The 23,560-nt window shown below is 67.6% G+C and carries 25 protein-coding genes; 11 read left to right on the forward strand and 14 right to left on the reverse strand.

The window, feature by feature from the left end:
• Positions 1-76: 76 nt before the first annotated feature.
• Complete coding sequence (locus OHS03_RS28510) at positions 77-394, reverse strand: hypothetical protein (protein ID WP_056822509.1); 318 nt, start codon at positions 392-394, stop codon at positions 77-79.
• Positions 395-556: 162 nt separating this feature from the next.
• Entirely contained in the window at positions 557-3,835 is a 3,279-nt protein-coding gene (gene lysX, locus OHS03_RS28515; RefSeq protein ID WP_328664449.1) for a bifunctional lysylphosphatidylglycerol synthetase/lysine--tRNA ligase LysX, read from the reverse strand.
• A 151-nt stretch (positions 3,836-3,986) separates the two neighbouring features.
• On the opposite strand from lysX, the gene OHS03_RS28520 reads away from it, so the two are divergent.
• Positions 3,987-4,208: an RNA-binding S4 domain-containing protein gene (locus OHS03_RS28520; protein WP_194825319.1), complete on the forward strand. Its 222-nt coding sequence runs from the start codon at positions 3,987-3,989 to the stop codon at positions 4,206-4,208.
• 22 nt (positions 4,209-4,230) lie between these two features.
• Here the strand turns inward: OHS03_RS28520 and rraA are convergent, their stop codons facing one another.
• From rraA to OHS03_RS28555, 7 genes are all read right to left on the reverse strand, one after another.
• Positions 4,231-4,719, reverse strand: coding sequence for a ribonuclease E activity regulator RraA (gene rraA / locus OHS03_RS28525; protein WP_328658307.1), 489 nt, complete (start codon positions 4,717-4,719; stop codon positions 4,231-4,233).
• Between the two features lie 46 nt (positions 4,720-4,765).
• The gene (locus tag OHS03_RS28530; RefSeq protein ID WP_194825321.1) at positions 4,766-5,221 is read right to left on the reverse strand and encodes an SRPBCC family protein; all 456 of its coding nucleotides are present in this window, start codon (positions 5,219-5,221) and stop codon (positions 4,766-4,768) included.
• A 65-nt stretch (positions 5,222-5,286) separates the two neighbouring features.
• The gene (locus OHS03_RS28535) at positions 5,287-6,231 is read right to left on the reverse strand and encodes a CopD family protein (RefSeq protein WP_328658309.1); all 945 of its coding nucleotides are present in this window, start codon (positions 6,229-6,231) and stop codon (positions 5,287-5,289) included.
• A gap of 6 nt (positions 6,232-6,237) precedes the next feature.
• Positions 6,238-6,762 (reverse strand): copper resistance CopC family protein, encoded by a 525-nt coding sequence (locus OHS03_RS28540; protein WP_328658311.1) that lies wholly within the window; start codon positions 6,760-6,762, stop codon positions 6,238-6,240.
• Entirely contained in the window at positions 6,762-7,415 is a 654-nt protein-coding gene (locus OHS03_RS28545) for a YcnI family copper-binding membrane protein (protein ID WP_328658314.1), read from the reverse strand. The genes OHS03_RS28540 and OHS03_RS28545 overlap by 1 nt, the downstream gene beginning before the upstream one ends.
• A 41-nt stretch (positions 7,416-7,456) precedes the next feature.
• Positions 7,457-7,999, reverse strand: a complete 543-nt coding sequence (locus tag OHS03_RS28550; RefSeq protein WP_328658316.1) for a hypothetical protein — start codon at positions 7,997-7,999, stop codon at positions 7,457-7,459.
• A gap of 7 nt (positions 8,000-8,006) precedes the next feature.
• Positions 8,007-8,681, reverse strand: coding sequence for a DUF6474 family protein (locus OHS03_RS28555; RefSeq protein WP_056822491.1), 675 nt, complete (start codon positions 8,679-8,681; stop codon positions 8,007-8,009).
• 170 nt (positions 8,682-8,851) lie between these two features.
• Between OHS03_RS28555 and OHS03_RS28560 the strand changes: the two genes are divergently transcribed.
• The 4 genes from OHS03_RS28560 to OHS03_RS28575 all read left to right on the forward strand — a co-directional run bounded on the left by OHS03_RS28560 (position 8,852) and on the right by OHS03_RS28575 (position 13,840).
• On the forward strand, positions 8,852-10,501 hold the full coding sequence (locus OHS03_RS28560; protein ID WP_328664450.1) for a TM0106 family RecB-like putative nuclease: 1,650 nt from the start codon (positions 8,852-8,854) through the stop codon (positions 10,499-10,501).
• A 63-nt stretch (positions 10,502-10,564) separates the two neighbouring features.
• Entirely contained in the window at positions 10,565-12,526 is a 1,962-nt protein-coding gene (htpG, locus tag OHS03_RS28565; protein ID WP_255284791.1) for a molecular chaperone HtpG, read from the forward strand.
• 102 nt (positions 12,527-12,628) lie between these two features.
• A complete protein-coding gene (locus OHS03_RS28570) occupies positions 12,629-13,078 on the forward strand; it encodes a GNAT family N-acetyltransferase (RefSeq protein ID WP_328658319.1) in 450 nt (149 codons plus the stop codon).
• Positions 13,079-13,486: 408 nt separating this feature from the next.
• Positions 13,487-13,840 (forward strand): MerR family transcriptional regulator, encoded by a 354-nt coding sequence (locus tag OHS03_RS28575; protein ID WP_235569872.1) that lies wholly within the window; start codon positions 13,487-13,489, stop codon positions 13,838-13,840.
• Positions 13,841-13,912: 72 nt separating this feature from the next.
• Here OHS03_RS28575 and OHS03_RS28580 read toward each other — a convergent pair whose 3' ends face one another.
• The gene (locus tag OHS03_RS28580; protein ID WP_056822485.1) at positions 13,913-14,680 is read right to left on the reverse strand and encodes an SDR family NAD(P)-dependent oxidoreductase; all 768 of its coding nucleotides are present in this window, start codon (positions 14,678-14,680) and stop codon (positions 13,913-13,915) included.
• Between the two features lie 252 nt (positions 14,681-14,932).
• On the opposite strand from OHS03_RS28580, the gene OHS03_RS28585 reads away from it, so the two are divergent.
• Both OHS03_RS28585 and OHS03_RS28590 read left to right on the forward strand, forming a co-directional pair.
• Entirely contained in the window at positions 14,933-15,811 is an 879-nt protein-coding gene (locus OHS03_RS28585) for an SDR family NAD(P)-dependent oxidoreductase (protein WP_328658321.1), read from the forward strand.
• Complete coding sequence (locus tag OHS03_RS28590) at positions 15,808-16,449, forward strand: TetR/AcrR family transcriptional regulator (protein WP_328658323.1); 642 nt, start codon at positions 15,808-15,810, stop codon at positions 16,447-16,449. Before OHS03_RS28585 ends, OHS03_RS28590 begins: the two co-directional genes overlap by 4 nt.
• Position 16,450: 1 nt before the next feature.
• Here OHS03_RS28590 and OHS03_RS28595 read toward each other — a convergent pair whose 3' ends face one another.
• The 4 genes from OHS03_RS28595 to OHS03_RS28610 all read right to left on the reverse strand — a co-directional run bounded on the left by OHS03_RS28595 (position 16,451) and on the right by OHS03_RS28610 (position 19,782).
• The gene (locus OHS03_RS28595) at positions 16,451-17,152 is read right to left on the reverse strand and encodes a TMEM165/GDT1 family protein (protein ID WP_328658325.1); all 702 of its coding nucleotides are present in this window, start codon (positions 17,150-17,152) and stop codon (positions 16,451-16,453) included.
• A gap of 359 nt (positions 17,153-17,511) precedes the next feature.
• Positions 17,512-18,039 carry a hypothetical protein gene (locus OHS03_RS28600; RefSeq protein WP_056822475.1) on the reverse strand — a complete coding sequence of 176 codons (528 nt, stop codon included), beginning with the start codon at positions 18,037-18,039 and terminating at the stop codon, positions 17,512-17,514.
• Positions 18,040-18,312: 273 nt separating this feature from the next.
• Positions 18,313-18,936 (reverse strand): superoxide dismutase, encoded by a 624-nt coding sequence (locus OHS03_RS28605; protein ID WP_056822473.1) that lies wholly within the window; start codon positions 18,934-18,936, stop codon positions 18,313-18,315.
• A 234-nt stretch (positions 18,937-19,170) separates the two neighbouring features.
• Positions 19,171-19,782: a hypothetical protein gene (locus OHS03_RS28610; protein WP_056822471.1), complete on the reverse strand. Its 612-nt coding sequence runs from the start codon at positions 19,780-19,782 to the stop codon at positions 19,171-19,173.
• A gap of 336 nt (positions 19,783-20,118) precedes the next feature.
• Here OHS03_RS28610 and OHS03_RS28615 point away from each other — a divergent pair, with 336 nt between their 5' ends.
• The 4 genes from OHS03_RS28615 to OHS03_RS28630 all read left to right on the forward strand — a co-directional run bounded on the left by OHS03_RS28615 (position 20,119) and on the right by OHS03_RS28630 (position 23,324).
• Entirely contained in the window at positions 20,119-20,478 is a 360-nt protein-coding gene (locus OHS03_RS28615; protein ID WP_328658327.1) for a rhodanese-like domain-containing protein, read from the forward strand.
• 83 nt (positions 20,479-20,561) lie between these two features.
• Positions 20,562-21,563, forward strand: a complete 1,002-nt coding sequence (locus OHS03_RS28620; RefSeq protein ID WP_328658329.1) for a DUF4328 domain-containing protein — start codon at positions 20,562-20,564, stop codon at positions 21,561-21,563.
• Complete coding sequence (locus OHS03_RS28625) at positions 21,560-22,327, forward strand: glycerophosphodiester phosphodiesterase (protein WP_062991024.1); 768 nt, start codon at positions 21,560-21,562, stop codon at positions 22,325-22,327. Before OHS03_RS28620 ends, OHS03_RS28625 begins: the two co-directional genes overlap by 4 nt.
• A 76-nt stretch (positions 22,328-22,403) precedes the next feature.
• Entirely contained in the window at positions 22,404-23,324 is a 921-nt protein-coding gene (locus tag OHS03_RS28630; RefSeq protein WP_328658330.1) for a DUF5926 family protein, read from the forward strand.
• Positions 23,325-23,560: the final 236 nt, after the last annotated feature.

Genomic DNA, 23,560 nt, shown 5'->3' on the forward strand with positions numbered 1-23,560 from the left:
CTCTTCGAACGGATGCTCGTTCGAGGACTCGCGGGGTCGCCTCGTCGACCGAGGGGATCGCCGCGAGTCCTCCGGGTCAGGACTGGCCGTAGGGCGGCTGGCCGTACGGCGGCTGACCACCCTGCGGGCCGTTGAACGGCGGCTGACCACCGTTGTGCGGCGGCTGGTCGTCCTTCTTCTTGTTCTTGAGCAGGTAGATGCCACCGACGATGAGCACCACGATCACCAGGCAGCAGATGCCGCCGATGATCAGGAAACTGCTGTTCTTCTTTTTCTTCTTCGCCGCGAGTTCCATCGCGGTGTTGACAGCGTCCGAACTGGCCAGGGTGTCGAAGCTGCTGGTGAACATGTGCGGATCGACGAGTGCGGCCGTGGTCAGCAAGTCCAGATACATGTGATCCCATCCCGATGTGTTGGTGGTCCGACATCCTCCCGGTGCCGGAACTCCGAGACTAGCGGTCTCGCTGCGACTTTCACTACGAAAGTCGCACGCGGGCCGGACGGAGCAGTTGTTGATCGCGAACGCGTCGCGATCCGTATACACCTGTACCCGTTCTCACCGTGGTTTCACCAAGGGGAACGGCAGCGTCTCGCGGATGCTGCGTCCGGTGATCAACATGACCACCCGGTCCACCCCCATGCCGAGCCCGCCGGTGGGCGGCATCGCGTGTTCGAGTGCGGCCAGGAAGTCCTCGTCGAGTTCCATCGCCTCCGGATCGCCGCCCGCGGCCAGCATCGACTGTTCGGTGAGCCTGCGCCGTTGCTCCACCGGATCGGTGAGTTCGCTGTAGGCGGTACCCAATTCGACGCCCCAGGCGACCAGGTCCCAGCGCTCGGCCACGCCGGGGATGCTGCGGTGCGAGCGGGTGAGCGGGGAGACCGAGGTGGGGAAGTCCAGATAGAAGGTGGGGTCGGTGGTCTGCGATTCCACCAGGTGCTCATACATCTCCAGCACCACCTGGCCCGCGTCCCAGCCGTGTTGGTAGGCCACGCCCGCCTCGTCGCACAGTTCGCGCAGCCGGGCCAGCTCGGTGCGCGGGGTCACCTCGGTGCCGATCGCCTCGGAGACCGCGCCGTGCACGGTCTTGACCCGCCACTCGCCGGAGATGTCGACGGTGTCGAATCCGCCGTCGTCGTTCGGGCGCAACGCCACCTCGGCCCCGTTGGCGGCCATCGCCGCGTGCTGGATCAGCCGACGGCACAGGTGCATCATCTGCTGGTAATCGCTGTGCGCCTCATAGGCTTCCAGGATCGTGAACTCGGGGTTGTGGCTGAAGTCCACACCTTCGTTGCGGAAGGTCCGGCCGATCTCGAACACCTTCTCCATGCCGCCGACGCACAGCCGTTTGAGGTACAGCTCGGGGGCGATGCGCAGGTAGAGATCGAGGTCGTAGGCGTTGATGTGGGTGCGAAACGGGGTCGCGTTGGCCCCGCCGTGCACCTGTTGCAGGATCGGCGTCTCCACCTCGAGAAAGCCCCAGACATAGAGGGAATCGCGCAGTGAGTGCAGCACCGCGCTGCGCTTGGCCATCACCTCGCGGGCCTCTGGGTCGATCGCCATGTCCACATACCGCTGCCGGACCTTGGCTTCCTGATCCGCCAGCCCACGCCACTTGTCGGGCAGCGGGTGCAGGCACTTGCCGTTCATCCGCCAGTCCTGCGCGAGCAGCGAGAGCTCACCGTTGCGGCTGGCGCCGATCTGCCCGCTCACCTCGATGAGATCGCCCAGGTCGAAGAATTCGGTGAACTCGTTGCTGCGATCGGCGCCGACCCGCTCGCGGTCGATCAGTAGCTGGATCTCGCCGGTCCAATCCCGCACCAACGCGAAGATCACGCCGCCGTAGTCGCGAATCCGCAAGAGCCTGCCCGCGATGCGCACCGTGGTGCCCTTGGGGCAGCGCCTCGCCGCGGCGATGTCGTGGGTCGGCGGGTAGGCGGGCGGATAGGCGTCGACGCCGGACGCGGTGAGCCGGTCGAGTTTGTCCAGGCGCACCCGTACCTGCTCCGGCCTGCGCGGACCCTGCTCGTCGTCGGCGCTTTCCGGCGTCTCCGGCGCGCTGCCGTCGGGGTGGAGGCCGGTGACGGTCGCGGGGACCGCCGCCTTCGTGCCGGTGTGCACGCCCGCGTCGGGCGCCTTGCCGAGGCGCGGCAGGAAACCTTCGGCCAGCCCGCTCGCCGTGGCCACCCGCGGCAGCTGCCTGCGTTCCTCGAACAGGAAGAACCGCGGCACCCAGCGTGGGTGATACTTCACATTCGACCGGTACAGCGCCTCGAGCTGCCACCAGCGCGAGAAGAACAGCAGCACACCGCGCCAGGCCCGCAGGATCGGACCGGCGCCGATCCGCCCGCCCTCCTCGAACACCGAACGGAACACCGCGAAGTTCAGCGACACCTTGGTGATGCCGTACTGATCGGAGTTCAGGGCGAGCTGGGAGATCATCAGCTCCATCACGCCGTTGGGGCTCTGCGGGTCGCGGCGCATCAGTTCCAGTGATGCGCCGGTGCGGCCCCAGGGGACGAGCGAGAGCATGCCGTGCACGCGGTCGTCGTGATCGACCGCCTCGACCAGCAGACAGTCACCGTCGAGTGGGTCACCGAGGCGACCCAGTGCCATCGAGAAGCCGCGCTCGGTCTCGGTGTCGCGCCAGGCGTCCGCGCGGGTGACGATCTCGGCGAACTCCTCGGCCGGAATGTCGCGGTGCCTGCGCACCCGCACTTCGAGGCCGTTCTTGCGCAACCGGTTCGCGGCCTGCCTGACCTGTTTCATCTCCGGGCCCGCGAGCGAGAACGTGCGGGTGTCGAGGATCGCCTCGTCGCCCAGACGCAGCGCCGACAGTCCGGCCTTGCGGTACGCGGTGGCGCCGAGTTCGCTCGCGCCCATCACCGCGGGTTGCCAGCCGAACCGGTCGGCCTGCTCCAACCAAGCCCGGATCGCCTGCGGCCAGCCCTGTTTCGGGCCGATCGGATCGCCACTGGCCAGGCACACACCCAACTCGACGCGATAGGTGATCGCGGCCTTGCCATTCGGCGCGAACACCACGGCCTTGTCGCGGCGGGTCGCGAAGTAGCCGAGCGAGTCCTCCACATCGCCGGCGGCCAGCAGTCCGCGGATAGCCGACTCGTCCAGGCCGGTCATCGCGTTGTCGGCACGTTGTGAGCGCAACAGCACGATCACCGCGGCCAGCAGCGCGATCGCGCCGAACAGGCCGAGCAGGAAGTTCACCCAGGCGTGCGGATGCCCGTCGAAGTGCTCGTTGTTCACCAGCACGGCGGCGGTGACCCGATACACCGCCCACAGCGGACGCTGCACGCCCTCGGGCAGTGAACCGGGGAACAGCTCCACCAGCCCCCAGCCGAGCAGGCAGCCGAGCGCCAACCCGGCCACCAGCACGCCGAGCGCTTTCCACAGCGCTCCCGGCCGAACCCGGGTGTAGAACTCCTTACGCGCGGCCAGCAGGATCGCGATCACCACCGCGTGCACGATGAAGGCGACCAGCGCGTCCACATCGTCGTCGGCGAAGAAGTCCAGGATGTTGGCCACCGCGTACAGCAGCAGATACACCACCAGCAGCCACCAGGCGATCCGCTTGCGGGCCGCGGTCGCCCCGGCGAGCAAGCCGACCACCAACGCCCACACCAGGCTGGTGTCGGGGGCGTCGAAGTAATAGGTGTCGACGTAGTGGCGTGGCACCTGCGTGAGGATCCGCAGGCTGGGCGAGAGGCTCCACAGGGTCAGCAGCACCGCGAACACACCGAGGGTCAATCCGGCGATGTGCGGTACCTCGGAAAGGCGGCCGTGCGCGCGATGCGGCACCGGCGTGCGGTCCTCGACGATGGGGTGTTGCTCGGCCTGCGTGGGAGTCACCGATCCAGTGTGCGTCCATTCGGGCCGGATCGGTGTGGCGGTGGCTGCGGCGTGTTCCACACCGCGGGCAACCGCGGGGCCGGTGCTCACCGGTTTCGCGTGACCGGGTAAGTATTAGCGCATGTCGGAACCAGTTGATGTGCCGATCGATGACGTTGTCATCCGGCTCGGGCAATTCCTGAAACTGGCCAACCTGATCGATTCGGGTTCCGAGGCCAAGACGGTGATCGCGCAGGGTTTGGTGCGCGTCAACGACGAAGTGGAGCTACGTCGCGGCAGGCAACTGCAGATCGGCGATGTCGTCATCCTCGCGGGCAACAAGGTACGGGTGTCCGAGGGCTGACCCTCGAACACCCGCGTCGCCCTCAGTCTTCGGCGCGAACCACGACGCCGTCGGAGTCGCTGTAGAGCATCTCGCCGGGCACGAAGGTGATGCCGCCGAATTCGACGGGCACGTCCTGCTCGCCGCTGCCGGTCTGGGTGCTCTTGCGCGGGTTGGTGCCAAGCGCCTTCACCCCGATGTCGAGGGTGCGCAGGATCGCGGAGTCGCGCACGGCGCCGTTGACGATCACGCCGGCCCAGCCGTTGTCCACGCCACGCCCGGCGATGATGTCGCCCACCAGCGCGGTGTGCACGCTCGCGCCGCCGTCGACGACGAGCACCTTGCCCTCGCCCGGCCCGCTCAGGGTCTGCTTGACCAGCAGGTTGTCCTGGAAGCAGCGGATCGTGGTGATCCGGCCCGCGAATTCGGCGCGGCCGCCGAACTGGATGAACTGCGTATCGCAGCTCCGGATCTCGGGGCCGATCTCATCGGCCAGATCGGCGGTGGCCACAACATTCGCTGATTCGGTCATAGGTCAGATTGTGTCAGGCCCGCCGGGCCGCGCCATTCGTAGGCTCTCAGACCTGCTCGCTGTGTGATTTCTCGATCTCGCGGATGAGAGCGTCGGTGGTGTGCTGAACCGCGATCTTCACGAACGGCTCGATCGTCTTGCCGAGCATCTTGCCCGTGATACCGCCGCCGACGGAGAAATCGATGTCCGCGTCCACTGTGCACGCGATATCGCCCTTGGGGATGAACCTGAAGGTCGCGACGATCTCGATGCCCTTGATCGACTTGGTGGCGATCAACCGGCCCTCTTCCCAGCCGACGACCTCGACGCGCGAGGTCAGCGACGCGGGGCCGAGCTTCATCTTCCCGTCGAACGTCGCGCCGAGGCCGTCGGTCTGCGCGGTGAGGGGTGTGAAGGATTCGATGCCGTACCAGAACTTCGGCAGATTGCGGTAGTCGTTCATGAACGCGAACGCTGCTTCGGCGGGCGCGGCGCAATCTTCGGCAATCCTCACTTCGGTCATACGAGTCACTCTAATTGGTGCGTATCGGCGTCAAATGGCATCGAGGCCGAACGTGACCGAGGCGACTACGCAGTGACGGCCAGTGTCGCCGCAAGGCCGAACGCCAGCGCCATCATCAGTACCTCGGCGGCCGCGTTGCGTAGCGAGGTCTCGGCGGTGACGCGGTGGTCGGCGGCCTTGCGGACCCAGGTTCGCCGCCACCACCAGCCCAGCGCGACCAGCACGCACAGGATGGCGAGCTTCGCCAGCAGGATTCGTCCGTAGCCGGTTGTCCACAGGGGGGTGATGCCGCCGAGTCGCACCACACCGTTGACCAGGCCGGTGAGCGCGACGACGCCGACCAGGGGCGCGGCGATCGCGGAGTAGCGAGGCAGGGTCGCGGCCCACTCGCCGCGCGTGCGCAGGATCAGGACCATGGCCAGCAGCAGGCCGAGCCAGCAGGCGGCGGCGAGCGCGTGGATCGCGGCGAGCACCGAACCGAACATCTGCTGGGACATGTGCCCGGTGATCGGACGCAGCGACAGCGCGACCGCCGCGAACACCAGCACCAGATCGGCCGACGCGGTATCGGGCCGCCGGAAGGCCAGCGCCGCGTAGCAGGCGATCGCGCCGGTGCAGAACAGGATCGCGATGCCGATCTGGCCGCCGCTGAGCCTGCCGAGGAAGGTGATGAAATCGCTCGCGTCGAGCTGGGTCACCGCGACGCCGACGATCTCGGCGGCCTCGCACACCAGCACGGTGAACTCGGCGGCGAACCAGACACCGGCGAAGGCGGCCAGCGGTCGCCACGCGACCGTCAGCCGGTCGTTGAGCCGGGGCAGCGCGGCGAGGCCGAGCACGACCGCGCCCGCGCAGTCGGCGAGTACGCGCGCGAACGCCACCCACGCGAAGTCGCCCGACCGGCGCAGGATCCAGGCCAGCACCACCCCGGCCAGCGCGGCGACAACGACCGGCGCCAGGACCCGCCACTGCCGCAGCGCGGCACCGGATTCCCGGCGACCGGTCGTCATCGTCGATTACTTCTTGCTACCGGACCGGCCGCCGAGCAACGCCACCGCGAGGCCGGCGCCGAACAGCACCACCCCGCCGGCGATGAACACCCACACGGGCACACCGCCGTCGCCGCCGTCGTCGGCCTTGTCCTCGCCCGGGCGGGCGCCCGGCGTGCCGGTGCCCGCCTTGCTCAGCGTGAAAGTCCTCGTCCCGCTCACGGGGTGACCGTCGGCCGAGGTGACCCGGAACGCGATCGTGTACTCACCGACCGGCCCCAGCTCACCCAGTTCCACGCTGACGCTGCGTCCTTCGACCAGCGCCTTGCCCTTGGACCACAGCCTGCCGTCCGGGCCGACCACGGTCAGCGACGGAAAGTTCTGCTGCAGTTCCTCGTTGAAGGTGATGCTGGCCCGCGCCGGTCCGACCTCCACGGTCGAACCGTTCTCGGGAACGCTGCTCACCGCGCCGGAATGCGCACTCGCCGTGCCCGCCGCCGCGAAGGCGCAGGCGAACAGGACCGCGAGTACGCCGACGAGCATCTTCCGCATCACGACGACCGCCGCGAGCGGAAGACGAGGCCGAGGCCGAGGGCTGCGGCGAACAGGCCGAGGGCGAGACCGATTCCGCCCATCCAGCGGGCGACCGAATCGGTCTGCGCCTCGGTGGATTCGCCCGAGGCGACCTGGTGATCGCCGCCCTCGGCACCGCCGTTCGCGGACAGGGTGAGCGCGGGCGCGGGGTGTTCCGGCTCGGCGCCATCGGTGCTCGGCTGATCCCAGGCCACGACCTTGCCGTCGCTGTAGGTCTGCTGCGCGGGGAAGTTCACGGTGTCCTGGGTGGGCAGCGGGCCGAGTGAGAGCACGAACCGCTGGAACTGGCCGGGCCCGACGCCGGGGTTACCCGGATCAGTCGACCACACTACGGCGACGCTCTCGCCCTTGTCGTTGCGCTCGATCTTCGATGTCCAACCCGGCATCGGCTCGGTGCGAACACTTTTCAGGTTCGGCACGGTGACGCGCAGTGCGGTGGTGGACGCGGTCTCGGATTCGGTCGGCACCTTGAAGGTGGCGACGGTGTACTTGCCCTGGGCGGCGCCCGGTGCGTCGACAGTCACGTGAGCGGCCGCCGAACCGCAGGCGGCGAGCACCACACCCGCCGCGAGGGCGGCGGTACCGGTGCTACGGGTGATGAAGTTGTGCATGGGATGCCTTGTCGTCCGAAGAATTCTGATGTCGTGGTGAATCAGGCGAACAACGGCGGTGCGCGCGGACATCGCGCACCCCTCGGACGAGCTCCGCGCGCGACGGCGACAGCGGCGAACCAGCGGACAGTGCGGTGCGCGAGCGCAGCGGGACTGCTGAGTACGGCTCGAATCACGCTCGACGCAACGAGATACATGCGCTCGGCGACGAGTATCAGTGCGGCACAAGCACCCGCCGCGACGAGGTGCGCGGCGATCATCGGCAGACTCGGCAGGTGGAGCAGCCCGTGATGGTCGAGCGTCGCCGACAGCGCGAAGTGTCCGGCCCACTGACCGCCGATCAACGCGGCGGCCGTGCGCACCGTCGCGGGCCGACGGTACGAATGTGTCCGCAGCCCAGCGCGTTCGGCGGTGACACCCGCGGCGAACATCCCGGCCGTCAGCGAAACCAGCAGCAGCAGTGCGATTTCCGACGACTTCGGCACTGTGCCGCCGCCGATCCCGTGCGCGGCCACAGCCAGCCCGCCCACGAGAACGCCGCAGCCACCACCGCGCAAGCGGGAGGTGAGCTGCGGCGTGGTCACGGCAGGCTCAGCGAACGCCGAGGCGGGCGAGCACGTCGTTCTCCAACACGGCCAGTTCGGCCGAGATCGACGCGTGGACAGCCTTGCGGCGCGCGGCGGGCATCTGCTCGGCCGTGCGCACCGCCACGTTCAGGTCGGCCAGGCGCGAGCGCGCCGCTTCGACGAACTTCTCGGTGTCGGCATCGCCCGCCTTGTCGGCGGCGATCTTCGCGAGGGCATCCTCGGTGTTGGTGATGCGGGCCTGCAGGCGCGCACCGTGCCCGCTGAACTCGCTGAGCTGGTCCATGCCGATACCGAGCTGCTGCGCCTTGCGGGCGTCGAGCTGACCGCGCACCATCGTGGCGCCGCGATAAGCCAGCGGGGCGAGCACGGGGATGAGGACTCGGGCCACCCCGATGTACTTGCGGACCTGACTCGCGCTGAACAGCTCACGATCGGCCCTCGCGGCGGCCTTCTGCGCGGCCTTTTCCTCGGCATGCAGGGTCGCGATCTGTGCCTTGGCCACCTTGTCGGCCGTGCGGGCCTGGGCCTTGGCCGCGCGTCGGTTCACGCGCTCGCCCGCCTTGGCCGCCTTGCGCTCGTTCTTGGCGCTCAGCTTCGCCTCCACCGCGGCTTTGTGCTTGAGTGCTTTCGCCTCAGCGCGTCGGCTCGGCCGCCGCTTCCGCTTGCTGAACAACCCCATGGGATCAGGCCCTCCGTCATGCTCGCCAAGTCATGAGGCAGCACCGCCTCCAAGCGGCCTGCCGTTCTCCGTAGCGTAGTGCGATCAGGGTAGCGATTGGGCATTGTGTCGGGGGTAAGGCCCATACTGCTTGCGTGCGTGCAGCCGAGGACGACTTCGACGGCGGGCCGGTGCGTAGCCCGGTCCCCGCTTCCGCTGCGGATTTCCGCACCGCCTTCCTGGACGCGCGTTCACTGATCGGATGCAGGCACCGGCTGCGCCTCGATGCCGAGAATCCGGGCGTGCTCGCCGAGGTCCGCGAGGATCCGGGCGTGCAGCAGCGGCGCGACGCCGCCACCGCTCACCGCACCAGGATCCGCGACGAACTGGTCGCGGCCGCCCCCGCCGACTGGGTGGTGATCGACCCGGAATTGCGTGGTGGCGCCAAAGCCGCCGCGACGATGGCGGCCATCGAGGCGGGCGCCCCGCGCATCTGGGGCGGACTGCTGCCGCAGGAAGCCGATACCGGTCGACGTGGCGGTGTCGAGATCCTGCTGCGCGACGACGATCGCGGCGGTTATATCCCGATCATCGTGGTCAACCACAAGGTCACCGACCCGCGCAGGCCCGACCCCGCCGATTTCCACCCGCTGACCTCGGATCTGTTCCAGTGGCAGCCCCGCCGCGACAAACACGTGAAACTGCGCCCGCAGCCGCGCGACCAGCAGCGCCTCGCTCACCTGTACCGGATGTTGCAGCGCTACGGCATGGCCAGTCCCGCCCTGATCGGCGGTGCGATCGGCCTGGTCGCCGACCGGATCCTGGTGCACGACCTGACGAGCGTGCTGGCCGATTACGACCAACGCTACGCAGACCGCATCGCCGTGGTGCGCGGAGAACTGCCGACCCAGCCGTCGAAAGTGCCAGAGTGCAGGCAGTGCCCCTGGTGGGTGCGCGGTCCTGAGGGCCAACCCAGCTGTGAGGCGACGCTGGCGCAGATGCGTGATGTGAGCCTGGTCGCACCGGGGTCGCGCGCGGATGTTCTGCGCCTGCACGGGATCGAGACGGTCGACGAACTCGCCGCCTGGGAGGGTGAGGAACCCGACGACTGGCAGCACGGGCCGTTCGCCGAAACCGTCGTCACCGCCCGCGCCTGGATCGACGGCGCCCCCCTGGTGCGCCGGTTCGAGCAGGTGAGCGTGCGTCGCGCCGATGTGGAGATCGACGTCGACCTGGAGAGCTACCAGGAAGACGGCGCCTATCTGTGGGGCACCCTGCTCGACGATGTCTACCGCCCGTTCTTCACCTGGGATCCGCTGCCCACCGAGGACGAGGGCCGCTCGTTCGGCGAATTCTGGACCTGGTTGATGGAGCGGCGCGCCGAAGCTCATGCCGCGGGCAAAACCTTTGCCGCCTACTGCTATTCGCGCACCGCCGAGGACAAGTGGCTCTACGAATCGGCCCGCCGATTCGCCGGGCGCCCCGGCATCCCGACCCACGAGGACGTGCGCGCGTTCGTCGACTCGAAGGAATGGGTCGACATGTTCCAGGCCGTCACCGAGCAGTTCATCTGCCCGAACGGTAAGGGGCTCAAGAAGATCGCGCCCGTCGCCGGGTTCGGATGGCGTGATCCGGAGGCAGGCGGGGAGGCCTCGATGGGCTGGTACCGCCGTGCCGTCGGGTACGACGACGTCATCGACATGTCGCAGCGCACCCGTCTGTTCGTCTACAACGAAGACGATGTGCGCGCCACCCAGGTGCTGCGCGATTGGATGTCGAAGCGGGCGGTCGCCGAGGTTCCCTCACTGGCCGATTTCGGCGCGGTGCGACCGGTGAGCTAGCGCGGCGTCACCACACAGGGTCCTCGGGAGAACCGCGACAGGCGCCGTAATACCATCGGGGGCGTGACTGAGCAGCACGTCGAAACCCTCGAGTTCCAGGCCGAAACCCACCAGCTCCTCGAGCTGATGATCCACTCGGTCTACTCCAACAAAGACACCTTCCTGCGGGAGCTGATCTCGAACGCTTCCGACGCACTGGACAAGCTCAAACTTGCCGCCTACCAGGACAAAGACCTGGGCGCCGACACCTCAGACCTGCACATCGAGCTGGAGGTCGACCAGGACGAGCGTGTCCTGACGGTGCGCGACAACGGCATCGGCATGTCCCGCGCCGAAGTGATCGACCTGATCGGCACCCTCGCCAAATCCGGCACCGCCGACCTGCGCCGCAAGCTCACCGAGGCCAAGTCCGACGCCGCCGCCGAGGAGCTGATCGGCCAGTTCGGCATCGGCTTCTATTCCACCTTCATGGTCGCCGACAAGGTCGTCCTCACCACCCGCAAGGCGGGCGAGACCGAAGGCACGCGCTGGGAAGCCGCCGCGGGCAGCTCCACCTACTCCATCGACACCGTCGCCGACGTACCGCAGGGCACCTCGGTGACCCTCGAACTCAAGCCCGCCGACGAAGACGATCACCTCTTCGATTACACGCAGGAATGGAAGCTGCGCGAGATCGTCCGCAAGTACTCCGACTTCATCGCCTGGCCGATCCGCATGCAGGTCGAGCGCACGGTGACCGAGGGGGAGGGCGAGGACAAGGTCGACAAGACCATCGTCGAGGACCAGATCCTCAACTCGCAGAAGGCTTTGTGGACGCGCCCCCGGAGTGAGGTGAGCGAGGAGGAGTACAAGGAGTTCTACCACCACGTCTCGCATGCCTGGGATGAGCCGCTCGAGATCATCCCGATGAAGGCCGAGGGCACCTTCGAATACCAAGCGCTGCTGTTCATTCCCTCGATCGCGCCGTTCGACCTGTTCACCCGTGAGCACAAGCGCGGTGTGCAGCTCTATGTGCGTCGCGTGTTCATCATGGACAACTGCGAAGAACTGATGCCGGAGTACCTGCGCTTCGTCAAGGGAGTCGTCGACGCGCAGGACCTCTCGCTCAACGTCTCGCGTGAGATCCTGCAGCAGGACCGCCAGATCCAGATGATCCGCAAGCGCCTGGTGAAGAAGGTGCTGTCCACGGTCAAGGACCTGCAGGGCGCCGAGGATCAGACCAGGTACCAGACGTTCTGGTCGCAGTTCGGTCGCGTCATCAAGGAGGGCTTGCTCTCCGATACCGACAACCGCGAAACCTTGCTCACCGTCTCCTCTTTCGCCTCCACCGCCTCCGAGTCCGAGCTCACCACGCTCGCGCAGTACGTGGAGCGGATGAAGGACGGCCAGGACTCGATCTACTACATGACCGGCGAAAGCCGTGCGCAGGTGGAGAATTCGCCACACCTGGAGGCCTTCACGGCCAAGGGGCGCGAGGTGCTGATCCTCACCGATCCCGTCGACGAGATGTGGGTCGGCTCGGTGCCCGAATTCCAGGGCAAGAGTTTCCAGTCCATCGCCAAGGGCGAGGTAGACCTGGAAACCGAGGACGAGAAGAAGGAAACCGAAGCCCTGCGCGAACAGCAGGACAAGGACTTCGGCGACCTACTCGCTTGGCTCGGTGGCACTTTGACCGATGTCGCCAAGGAGGTCCGCCTCACCAACCGCCTCACCACCTCGCCCGCCTGCCTGGTCGGTGACGTCTACGACTTCACCCCCATGCTCGAGCGCATGTACCGGGCCTCGGGTCAGGCGCTGCCGGAGTCCAAGCGGATTCTCGAGCTCAACCCCACCCATCCGCTGGTCACCGGCCTGCGCGACGCCTACGACGCGCGCAAGTCCGACGCCGACGAAGGCAAGGTTCCCGAGCTCGCCGAGACCGCCGAACTCCTCTACGGCACAGCGGTTCTCGCCGAGGGCGGCGAACTCAAGGACCCCGCCCGCTTCGCTCAGTTGCTCACCGAACGGCTCACCCGCACGGTCTGAGATCACCCGCACTGTGGACTGCCCGCTACCGGTTTCGGTGGCGGGCAGTTTTGTTCACCGCAATTCTGGTGCTGACAAGTCACGTCGGGGCACCATGGAGTGATGGTGGGGCACGAGATCCGACGGGCGAGACCCGACGACTACGACACCGTCATCGGCGTAGTCGACAACTGGTGGGGCAGAGCAGCGGTCCACAACCTTCCCCGCATGTTCCTCGACCACTTCCACCGCACCAGTCTCATCGCCTCCGATGACAACGGAATCTCCGGCTTCCTGGTGGGTTTCGGCTCACCGTCCGACCCGTACACGGCCTACATCCACTTCGTCGCGGTCCGTCCCGACGCCCGCAAGGCCGGCCTGGGCAGAACCCTCTACGAAGCCTTCTTCACCATCGCTCGCTCCGACAATCGCACCATCGTCACCGCGATAACGTCGCCCGCCAACTACACCAGCATCGACTTCCATCGCAGCCTCGGCTTCACCGTCGCGGGTCCCGTCCCCGACTACAACGGCCCTGGCCGCGCCCTGATCACCTTCACCCGCCCCGTGTAACCGCAGGTCATCCTGCCATCACCGCAGGTGGAGTAAATCTGTCGTGTCGGGTGTAGACATTCTCGGGTTCGGGGGTATATAGTCGCTCTCGTTCCTGTTAAGAAATCAGATGGCCGGGCAGGTGAACTGCCCGGAACGACAAGTTCGACCGTCCCTTCCGGCGGAGAAGAGAATCCGGTGCAGCAGGCCGGACCGCCGGAGTGGGCGAAGAAGCAAGGCAAGTGAAGTAGTAAGTGAAAACCGCAGGTATAACCGACGATTCAGGAGGTGGTGGCCACTGATAAGCCATTTACATGTCCCGCATCCCGGGAGTTGTCGGATGCGGTGTCTCAGAACATTCCCCCAGTCGTAAATCACGGCCCCGGCGCCCAGCGCCGGGGCCTTCCGGCGTTGAACCCGAGAGGCCTCGTGCAGCACCCGAACATCAATCCCGCCGACGGTCCCAGCGCGGCGGACAAGCTCGATGACGACACCTACCCCGCCTACAGCATGGGACGCGCCGCGGAGATACTCGGCGTCACCCAGGCGTTCCTGCGCGGCCTCGACGCCGCGCGGCTACTGACCCCGCAGCGCTCGGCCGGCGGGCACCGCCGCTACTCGCGCTACCAACTGCGCATCGCCGCGCGCGTGCGCGAACTCGTCGATGCGGGCAACGCGCTCGAGTCGTCGTGCCGGATCGTGATCCTCGAGGATCAGCTCGCCGAGGCACAGCGGATCAACACCGACCTACAGCGCGAACTCGACGACCGCCCCGACAATTGACCGGGGCAGCCTCACCCGAAAAACGAACGGCGCCTGGCCAGTACAGGCCAGGCGCCGCCGAACAGCAGATTTCTAGCGCGGTGCCATGCGCAGCGCGCCATCCATGCGGATGGTCTCGCCGTTGAGGTAGTCGTGGCTCGCGATGTACTCGACGAGCTGGGCGTACTCGTCCGGGCGGCCCAGGCGCGAGGGGAACGGGACGCCGGCTTCGAGGCCCGCGCGGTACTCGGGGGTGACGCCGGCGAGCATCGGGGTGTCGATGATGCCGGGGGCGATGGTGTTGACCCGGATGCCGAACTGGGCGAGGTCGCGAGCTGCGGGGACGGTCATGCCGTGGACGCCGCCCTTGGAGGCGGAGTACGCGATCTGGCCGACCTGGCCTTCGAAGGCCGCGACCGAGGCGGTGTTGATGACCACGCCGCGCTGGCCGTACTCGTCGACCGGTTCGGTCTTGGCGATGGCGTCGGCGGCCAGGCGCATCACATTGAACGTGCCGAGCAGGTTCACGGTGATGACGGTGCGGAACAGCTCCAGGTCGTGCGGGCCGTTCTTGGACAGGATACGACCCGCCCAGCCGACGCCGGCGCAGTTGACCACGATGCGCAGCGGCGCCGGGCCCTCGGTGATCTGGGCGATCGCGGCGGCGACCTCGTCACCGCTGGTCACGTCGGCCGCGATCAGGGTGACGCCCGCGGGGACGTTGTCGCCCGCGCGCTCGATGGACTGGGGGACATCCAGGCCGAAGACGGTGGCGCCCGCGTCGGCGAGACGCTTGGCGGTGGCGGCACCGAGGCCGGACGCGCCTCCGGTGACAATGGCGGCGGAACCCGAAATCTCCACTGATGGTCCTCTCTGTGTTTATTTGCGGCTGGTGCCGCTGTTCTCGGCGCTTGACTCCGCGCGCCGAGAACGCGCTCCTTCGTCGCACCCCCTACGAGGAGGGGTGCGCCTGGAACTCTATGGCCTACGGCTTATTGTGCCGGTTGCCAATAAGGGCACCTTAGCGTGAGGCGGGTGTGGTCTGGAACACCCATATCGGGCGGTGGGGAAATCGTCGTGAACACCGGTGTTTACCAGTGGTAGCGTGCCGTCATGAGATCGTTCGCCGGTCCTTCCGTGGCCGGACGCAAGGTCCTGATCACCGGGGCCGCACGCGGGATCGGCGCCGCGCTGGCTCGAAGATTGGCCGCTCACGGCGCCCATGTGGCTCTGCTCGGGCTCGAACCGGAACTGCTGGCCGAAGTGGCCGCCGAATGCGGTGGTGTGCCGTGGCGGTATTGCGATGTGGCCGATCGGGGGCAGGTCGAACGGGTGGTCGAGGCGTTGGTCGCCGAACTCGGCGGGCTCGATGTGCTGGTGGCCAATGCGGGGGTCGCCAAGCAGATGGCGATGATCGGCGGGGATCCGTCGGTGCTCGAGGAAACCCTCGCGGTGAATGTGCTCGGCGTCGCCTACACGGTGTCGGCGGCGGGGGCGCATCTTTCGCATCCGGGCGGGTATGTGCTGTTGATGTCGTCGATCTCCACGGCCGTGCAGTTGCCGCTCGGCGGGGCCTACAGCGCCTCGGCGGCGGCGGTGGCCTCGCTCGGCGCCACGCTGCGCGCGGAACTGCGGTCCACCGGGGCGAAGGTGGGGGTGAGCTATTTCGCCGGGATCGACACCGACATGACGGTGCGCGGATTCGGGACAGTCGCCGCGCGCACCGTGCTGGGGGAGACCAGCCTGACCGGCAGCTCGCCGGTCGGCCCCGCGGTGGAAGCGATGGAACGAGCCATCGCGCGACGAAGGAAGACCGTTGTCTCGCCCTGGTGGGTAGCGTTGGTCCGGCCGTTTCGGCTGCTGGCCCAACTGGTCGTGCAGCGGGTGCAAGGCGATCGCCTGGCCCGCGCCATCGACATCGCCCGCACCGAAGAGGTCCCCTTCACCACCGAACAGCCAGCCCGACCCCGCAGAATGGAACGGCAATCATGAACGATTCGACACTGCGGCAACAACTTCCGCGTGGACGCCACCACCTCTCGCGCGAAGAAGTCGTCGCCTCTCAGCGTGAGCGCATTCTCGTGGCGATGGGCGAGGCGATGACCGTGGGCGGCTATGTCGGCACGCCGGTCGCGGCCGTACTCAAGCGGGCCGGGGTTTCACGGGAAACGTTCTACGAGCTGTTCCGCTCGAAAGAGGACTGCTTCAACGCGGCCTTCGATCGGGTGTCGAACTCCCTGGCCGCGAAGCTGCAGGCGGTGATCGCCGACTGCGTCGACACCGACGCGCTCACCAGGATGGACCGCATCCTCACCACCTACTTCGACCACATGATCGACGACCCGGCCTCGGCGCGTCTGTTCCTGGTGGAGGTCTACGCGGTCGGCCCGTCGGCCATCGAGGCGCGCATGGACTTGCAGCATCGTTTCGTCGAGGTGGTGGCCACCATGCTCGGCGCCGAATCCGAAGACCAGCAGTTCGCCTGCGCGACCCTGGCCGCCGCCATCGGCGCGATGGTCACCGGCCGGATCGCCGCCGACGACCCGGAAAGCCTGCGCGGCATCAAAGACCAGCTGATCGCGTTGGCCGAACGCTCCGGCACGCTCTACGGCAACGCCTTCGCCCGCTGAGTCAGCGCGCCGCCATCTGCGTCGGGTCGGGCGCCGTCCGCCGCGCGGCGCGCCATACCCCGACGCCGAGACCGGCCAGTGCGGGGGCGAGCAGTGCCAGTCCGGCCGACGCCCAACCGCCGAGACCGGGCACGAACGCGTCGAGCACGGTCTTCGCGGCGAAGAACAGGAACAGCAGGCCCGATGCGATGGCGATGCCGCGCTCGGGCAGGTGCTTGCCCGCGATCTTGCCGACCAGGATCGCCAGCGCGCCCGCCGCGACCATGCCCGCGACCGAGCCGATCCAGACGGCCAGCCAGTTGTTGTTGGAGGCGAGGGCGGCGGCGGCGAACATGGTGCGGTCGCCGAGTTCGGCGAGGGTGAAGGCGGAGATCACCACGAGAAAGGCATTGCGGGTGCTCGACGGCGCGGGGGCTTGTTCGGAGTCGTCGTCGCCGGTGAGCGCATCGCGCAGCGTCCAGAGGCCGACCGCGAGCAGGGTGAGCGCGGTGATGACGGCGATAGCGTCCGCGGGGAGCGCGGTGCCGAGGAAATGGCCGACGCCCGCGGCGATGAGATTCACGGCCACGCTGGCGACGCTGATGCCCGCCAGCACCACCCACCAGCGGTAGCGCAGCGAGAAGGTGAGCGCCATGAGTTGCGATTTGTCGCCGAGTTCGGCGAGGAAGAGCACGCCGAAGCTCAGCAGGATCGTGGCGATCATGAAGTCAGCTCCCAGGAAAATACTCCGGCCTGTGGCTGAAAGACGGGTGCGCCTTCAGCCACACCGGTCGACGGATCGGTTCGTGGCCGAAGGTCTCGCCCACCGGTGGTCACCGGTTCACGCAGCCGGACCGCGCCGAATTCGGCGGCGATCAGTATGTCGACTGGGCGATTGCGGGCTACTCCCCTTCGCTGTTCATCACTCTAGCCCGATTGCTCCCGGTATGCCAAGCGCTGGTAATCCAAATCTCAATGGGCACAATAAGTTTGGGTGTACGGCGGCGATAGTTCGGTTTCCCTGATTTCTGTACAACGCAGACCCGTTGCCAGGCATTCGCCCGACCGTCACAGTCGAAAGACTCAGGACGCCAGCAGCATTGCGAGCACGGCGGTGTCGGGATCGCTGATCAGATCCATGCCGACCCGGCTCACCAGTGAGGTGATCGTGCCGTCGAGTTCGGCCTCCGCCCACGCCGCGCGATGCTCCAAACCGAGATGCGGCACGCCGGGCAGCAGCACGCAGCCCGAGGCCGCGCCCGCGCATTCGGGCAGCGACGGACGGGTCTCCGAGGGCGGATGCAGCATCAGCAGCGCGGGCGGCACGTGCGCGGCGAACCGGCCGGGTTCGATCGCCTCGTCGCCGAGCACCGGCCCTTCCGCCATCACCAGCCCCACCGTGCCGGGTTCCGGATCGTCGGGCAGCTCCTCGCGCACCCCGAATACCGTGGTGGTCACCAGCAGGCCGGGCATCGACGCGACCCGCACGGCCAGCACCAGTACCTGCGCCCATTCCTTGGTGGTATCCGGCCACCGCCCCGAAACCACGAATCCCCGTAGTCGACCGCGCGCCTGAAACGGCGTGATCCCGATCGGACCCTGTGTGTTCATGATGGCCTCCCGACTAACGGGGGCGACTGTGCCCGTATATGACAGGAATAGCCCCTAACCCATCTGGCACACAAGTACCAGTGAGTGCCAGAACGGGCAATCTACGCAAAAGACCCCCCAGTGAATAACTGGGAGGTCTTTCGCGCAACGCCTGATTTCGCAAGAACATGGGTAACTCGCCGGGCACGCCCAGAAGCCTGGGGCACACGACCGCGAGTCCGGTCAAGAACCCGTGGAGTTACCTACGGCCGGCAAAATACGCGGAGAGGCGGATCAGCCGAAGATGAGGCCCTTGCCCTGGCCGACGGCCCGGGCGAAGCGGTCCTGCACGTCAGCCCAGTTGACGACGTTCCAGAACGCAGTCACGTAGTCGGCCTTGACGTTCTTGTACTGCAGGTAGAAGGCGTGCTCCCACATGTCGACCTGCAGCAGCGGGATGATGCCGGTGGGCACGTTGGCCTGCTGGTCGTACAGCTGGAAGGTCAGCAGCTTCTGGCCGAGGGTGTCGTAACCCAGGACGGCCCAGCCGGAGCCCTGCAGGCCGTTGGCGGCAGCGGTGAACTGCGCGCGGAACTTGTCGAACGAACCGAACTGGTCGGCGATGGCCGCGGCCAGGTCGCCTTCCGGCTGGTCGCCGCCGTTGGGGGAAAGGTTCTTCCACCAAACGGAGTGGTTGTAGTGGCCACCCAGGTGGAAGGCCAGGTTCTTCTCCAGCAGCAGGATGGCAGCCAGGTCGCCGGATTCGCGAGCTTCCTCGAGCTGCTCGAGCGCCTTGTTGGCGCCTGCGACGTAGGCAGCGTGGTGCTTGGTGTAGTGGATCTCGTTGATCTCACCGGAGATGTGAGGCTCCAGTGCGCCGAAGTCGTAATCCAGTTCCGGCAGCGTGTAGACGGCCACGATGTCCCTTTCCGTGTGTCGGGCTGTGTGCGCCCAGTTCGGACGACAACACCAACCATCATTCGTACACCCGCCCCTTGCAACCCGCGAACCGTGCCCCCGATTCCCCGTAGGTCTCTACCGGCGGGGCCCGCCCTGATCTGGACTGAGTGGAGGGTGCGACGAAGGAGTGCCCGGAGGGAGGGAAGATCAGGGGCCCGAAGGGCCCCGCTCGAGCGCGCCAGCGCTCCAAAACTACAGCGGCGGCGCGATGTCGGCCTTCGTCGTCCTGGCATCGCCGGTGGCGTGCGCGTCCCACCAGCGCCGGCCGCCGTCGATGAACTCGTTCATCGGAATCTCGCGGCCCGCGGTGTCGGTGACCGAGATCTTGTCGAACCACACGCGGACGTCGAGTTCGCGCGGGTCGATGCCCTCCTCCTGGGAGAACTCGATGACATGGGCGGCGATGCGCTGATCGAGCACGGTGTCGAAGCTGAGCAACTCACTCCACAGCGTCCATCCGCTGTCGTCGAGGTCGATGAACTCCCACCCGTGCAGCCCGCCGCCGCCGAAGCTCTCGATGGCCTCGTCGAGCTGGTCGAGGGTCAGGGGAAGTACACGGGCGTCGACATCGTCCCAGCGCTGGATGCGCAGGGAGGCCGCGACGCGGGTGACTCCGGTGAAGGTGAGCAAGACTTTCGTGTCGATCGGCGCGGGTCCATCCGTGGGTAGCGTCAGCACCTCCAGAGCGAGTTGCAGCCTGCCCGCCGCGGCATCCACTTCTACCCCTAGACACGTGGATTCGGACAAAGCGGTATTCAAGCCGTTGATGTCGAAACTGTCGAGTAGCCCCCTGCTCACGTTCATGCGCCCAGGCTACCGATCCGGCCGCCCAGATCCCAGGATTTAAGATTTTCTCTAGTGTTCTCGTTTTTATGGAACCGAATCGGTCCCGCTTGCGTCCAAGTAGATGTCGGGACAGAACACAGTCCACGAATCCCGACGTCAGCGGCGAACGACCGCTCCGGGATGACATGGAGGGGAGTCCCGGATCGGTTGTTCCCGGCTGGTTTCACCCGGCTGTCGGCGTCGTCGGCAGCCGGTTCCCGTTGGATGTGTGCTGACCGATAGCTGAGGCTCGTGGATCGCACCGTCCTCGCACAGCCTCGCCCGGCGATCCGTGCGGCATGGCAGGATCGAGGCGTGACGAGCTCCGATGTCCCCACGGTGCCGGTGGGTGCGGTACCCGCCGCGTTCGATGACGCGGACCCGGCGCCGGGCGCGCAGCTGCTCGACGTGCGCGAACCCGACGAATGGAACCTCGGCCACGCGCCGGGCGCGGTCCACATCCCGATGGCCGACGTGCCCGCCCGCCTCGACGAGCTCGATATCGACGCCGAGCTCTACGTCGTGTGCAGACAGGGTGGCCGGTCCATCGAGGTCGTCCGGTATCTCGCCCACATCGGGTACGAAGCGGTCAATGTCGCGGGGGGCATGGTGGCCTGGCAGCAGACCGGCCGCCCGGTGGTCGCCGACGGCGACCACGAAGCCAAGATCTACTAGTCCGGAAGCGGGGTGCGCGGGTGAGTTCGGTGGTGCAACCATGTGCACGCTGTGGTGCGCGGTGGGCCGTACAGGGCGCGCCGATGCACTGGTGCCCGCGCTGCCGAGGGGTGCTGCTCTCGCCCGGCAGGGTCGACGCACCGGCCACCCAGCGCAACTACCGCTGGGTCGCGCGCCGACCCGATCACCGCACCCGTAAGGCGGGCGCGACCACCTCGGCCCCGCTCGGGCCGACCCCGCGCTACACCGAGACCCCGCGCTGGGGGCTGCTCGATCCGCCGCCGTCCGCGGCCCGCCCGTCCGAGCGCCCCCTGCGCGGCCTCGCCGTCCGCCGCGATCGGCTGCTGGTCACGACCGCGCTCGCGTTCCTGCTCGCCGGCCTCGCCGAATACGGCCGCTACCTGATCCTGTTGCAGAACCGCGCCCGGCTCATCCCCGGCTGGCTGCTGTCGATCTCCGACGCGACGGTGCTGGTGTTCGGCGTCATCGCGCCCCTCTGCGCGCTGGTGGCGGCCGTGTCGCTGGTCGCCTGGCTGATCGAAGCGCGCACGATCGTGTTCACCGCCTACGGCAAGCGTGACCCGCGCAAACGATGGTCGCTGATCGCGGGATGCCTGGTGCCGGGCGTCAATCTGATCTGGCCCGGCGTATTCCTCACCGAACTGCTCGGCGCCGACCCCGATCCACGTTCATGGCGGGCGGTGCGGATCTGGTGGGCCGCTTGGGCATTCAGCGGGCTGCTGTTGATCGCGGCGACGCTGTGGCGCGACGCGTCGACCCTGCAGGCCGAGGCCGACGGTGTCTCCTTCACCGGTTTCACCGACCTGTGCGCGGCCGGGTTCGCGGTCCTGACGTTGTGGATGGTGCGCACTCTGGAGGGCCGTGACCTGCGTGGGGAGGTCAGATCGGCGCACCGCTGGGTGATGGCGGCCGATCCCGCCGAGGTTGTCATCGCGCCGGTCGAGCCGGGCGCTGCGGCGGCGCGCGATGACGTGGCGCGCGATGACGTCGGGCACGATGAGGCCGAACGCGCGGATTCCGTCCGGACAGGCGAGAATACGCAGGAGGAGGTCGTGGCCAAGTGAGCCAGAGCAATCGCCCACCCTTCGTGGTGGCGCATCGTGGTGCGTCGGCGGCACGACCCGAGCACACCCTCGCCGCGTACGAACTAGCGCTGCAGGAGGGCGCCGACGGTGTCGAATGCGACGTCCGGCTCACCCGCGACGGCCACCTGGTCTGCGTGCACGACCGCACCGTCGACCGCACCGCCGATGCCACCGGCCTGGTCAGTGAGCTGACGCTGGACGAGTTGCGCGACATGAACTTCGGCACCGACGAAGAGCCGCAGGGTGTGCTCGCGCTGAGCGATCTGATCGGCCTCGTCCTCGACTGGCGCACCCGTCCGACAAAACTGTTCATCGAGACCAAGCACCCGGTGCGCTACGGCGCCCTGGTGGAGAACAAGGTGCTCGCCGAACTCCAGCGTTTCGGCATCGCCACGCCGGCGTCGGCCGATCACTCCCGCGCGGTGGTGATGTCGTTCGCGGCGACCGCGGTCTGGCGGATCCGTCGTGCCGCCCCGCTGTTGCCGACGGTGCTGCTCGGCGAATCGTCGCGGTTTCTCGGCGGGGGCGCGGCCACCACGGTCGGCGCGACCGCGGTCGGCCCTTCGGTGAAGACGCTGCGCGAGCATCCCGAACTCGTCGACAAGGCCGCCGCGGCGGGCCGGGCCACCTACTGCTGGACCGTGGACGAGCCCGAAGACGTGACGTTGTGCGCCGACCTCGGCGTCAGTTGGGTCGCGACCAACCACCCGGGCCGCACGAAGGCGCTACTGGCCGGAGTCTGATCGCCCACACCGGACACGGCGGGCGTGGGCAGGGGGCGCGGTAAGCGAACTCGCCGCTCGGCCATAAACTCCACGCGTGGGTAAAAGCAAGCGGAACAGTCCGAAGCCCGACAGTAATCGGGCTCAGCGTCTCGCGCAGCGGCGTGCGGCGCAGGAGCAGGCATCCGCGGCCGTGACACGGCCGTTCGAGGGTCTTGCCGCCGAATGTGATCTGGTGGCGCTGCGGGAGTTCGTGCCGTCGGCGACCGCGACCTTGAAGCTCGCGCCCGGTGTGGCCGCGCAGCGTGAGGTCACCCTGGCGACGGTGCTGCCCGGCGCGGTGGCCGCGCTGGTGCGCGCCGGTGACGAGCCCATCGGCTTCGTCGGCACGCAGATGCAGTTCCGCGGCGAAGACCCGTCGGCCGATATCGCGGCGGCGATCCTGTGGACCCAGTCGGCCGAGCCCGGTGAGTCGCTGAACTCCGCCGACGCCGTCGACGGTGGTCCGCGCCTTGCCGATGTCATCGATCCCGGCGCCGACCTCGAGCTCACCGTGCACCAGGACTTCGACTGGTGGGTGCCCGAGGGCGTCACCCCGGATCCGCAGGTGGCGGCGACGATCGAGCAGGCCAAGCAGGCCATCATGCCGTCGGCGCGCCTCGACCTCGGCCCGGATTCCGTCGGCGCGGCCTGGTGGGTCGACGCGGGCGACAAGGCGCATGTGCGCTGGGTGCGACCCGAGGACGAAGACGCGCTGATGCTGGCCCTGGCTCGCGTGCACGCCACCGGTGGCCTGCACCTCGGTGAGGGTTCGCGCTTCGCCGGTTCGTTCCGCACGCACGGCCTGCTGGTGCCGGTGTTCGACCTCGATCCCGAGCGGCACCCGGCCGAATGGGAAGCTCCGGCGCGGGAATTCGGTGCTCGCCTGGCCGAAGCGCTGGCGTCCGACGCGCCCATGACCAGCGAAGAACGTCGTTCGCGCGATGGTCTGCGTTCGCGTCAGGTCACCCTGCGCTGAACTTAATGAAACATGTCTCTTTCACAGATTCGGTCCGCTAGGTTCACGACTGAACCGGACAATCGGTGATGAGGAAAGTAAGAGGCATCGTGGAATTTCTCGGATCTATCGCTGGACTCGCGCAGATCTTGATCGGCACCGTGCTGGCCAACACCGGCTCGGGTGGCTCCGGCTCCGGCTGGTAAACGCGCACACAGGATTCGGCTCGCTGCCCGCGAGCCGAATCCTGTGCGGAA

The organism is Nocardia salmonicida, assembly GCF_036142455.1.
Lineage (GTDB): Bacteria > Actinomycetota > Actinomycetes > Mycobacteriales > Mycobacteriaceae > Nocardia > Nocardia salmonicida.

What these genes read in the sequence shown, in the direction of transcription:
- OHS03_RS28510 (WP_056822509.1), bottom strand. Translation starts at nt 394, where the DNA reads ATGTATCTGGACTTGCTGACCACGGCCGCACTCGTCGATCCGCACATG.
- OHS03_RS28520 (WP_194825319.1), top strand. Translation starts at nt 3,987, where the DNA reads ATGTCGGAACCAGTTGATGTGCCGATCGATGACGTTGTCATCCGGCTC.
- rraA (WP_328658307.1), bottom strand. Translation starts at nt 4,719, where the DNA reads ATGACCGAATCAGCGAATGTTGTGGCCACCGCCGATCTGGCCGATGAG.
- OHS03_RS28530 (WP_194825321.1), bottom strand. Translation starts at nt 5,221, where the DNA reads ATGACCGAAGTGAGGATTGCCGAAGATTGCGCCGCGCCCGCCGAAGCA.
- OHS03_RS28535 (WP_328658309.1), bottom strand. Translation starts at nt 6,231, where the DNA reads ATGACGACCGGTCGCCGGGAATCCGGTGCCGCGCTGCGGCAGTGGCGG.
- OHS03_RS28540 (WP_328658311.1), bottom strand. Translation starts at nt 6,762, where the DNA reads ATGCGGAAGATGCTCGTCGGCGTACTCGCGGTCCTGTTCGCCTGCGCC.
- OHS03_RS28545 (WP_328658314.1), bottom strand. Translation starts at nt 7,415, where the DNA reads ATGCACAACTTCATCACCCGTAGCACCGGTACCGCCGCCCTCGCGGCG.
- OHS03_RS28555 (WP_056822491.1), bottom strand. Translation starts at nt 8,681, where the DNA reads ATGGGGTTGTTCAGCAAGCGGAAGCGGCGGCCGAGCCGACGCGCTGAG.
- OHS03_RS28570 (WP_328658319.1), top strand. Translation starts at nt 12,629, where the DNA reads ATGGTGGGGCACGAGATCCGACGGGCGAGACCCGACGACTACGACACC.
- OHS03_RS28585 (WP_328658321.1), top strand. Translation starts at nt 14,933, where the DNA reads ATGAGATCGTTCGCCGGTCCTTCCGTGGCCGGACGCAAGGTCCTGATC.
- OHS03_RS28590 (WP_328658323.1), top strand. Translation starts at nt 15,808, where the DNA reads ATGAACGATTCGACACTGCGGCAACAACTTCCGCGTGGACGCCACCAC.
- OHS03_RS28595 (WP_328658325.1), bottom strand. Translation starts at nt 17,152, where the DNA reads ATGATCGCCACGATCCTGCTGAGCTTCGGCGTGCTCTTCCTCGCCGAA.
- OHS03_RS28600 (WP_056822475.1), bottom strand. Translation starts at nt 18,039, where the DNA reads ATGAACACACAGGGTCCGATCGGGATCACGCCGTTTCAGGCGCGCGGT.
- OHS03_RS28610 (WP_056822471.1), bottom strand. Translation starts at nt 19,782, where the DNA reads ATGAACGTGAGCAGGGGGCTACTCGACAGTTTCGACATCAACGGCTTG.
- OHS03_RS28620 (WP_328658329.1), top strand. Translation starts at nt 20,562, where the DNA reads ATGCACTGGTGCCCGCGCTGCCGAGGGGTGCTGCTCTCGCCCGGCAGG.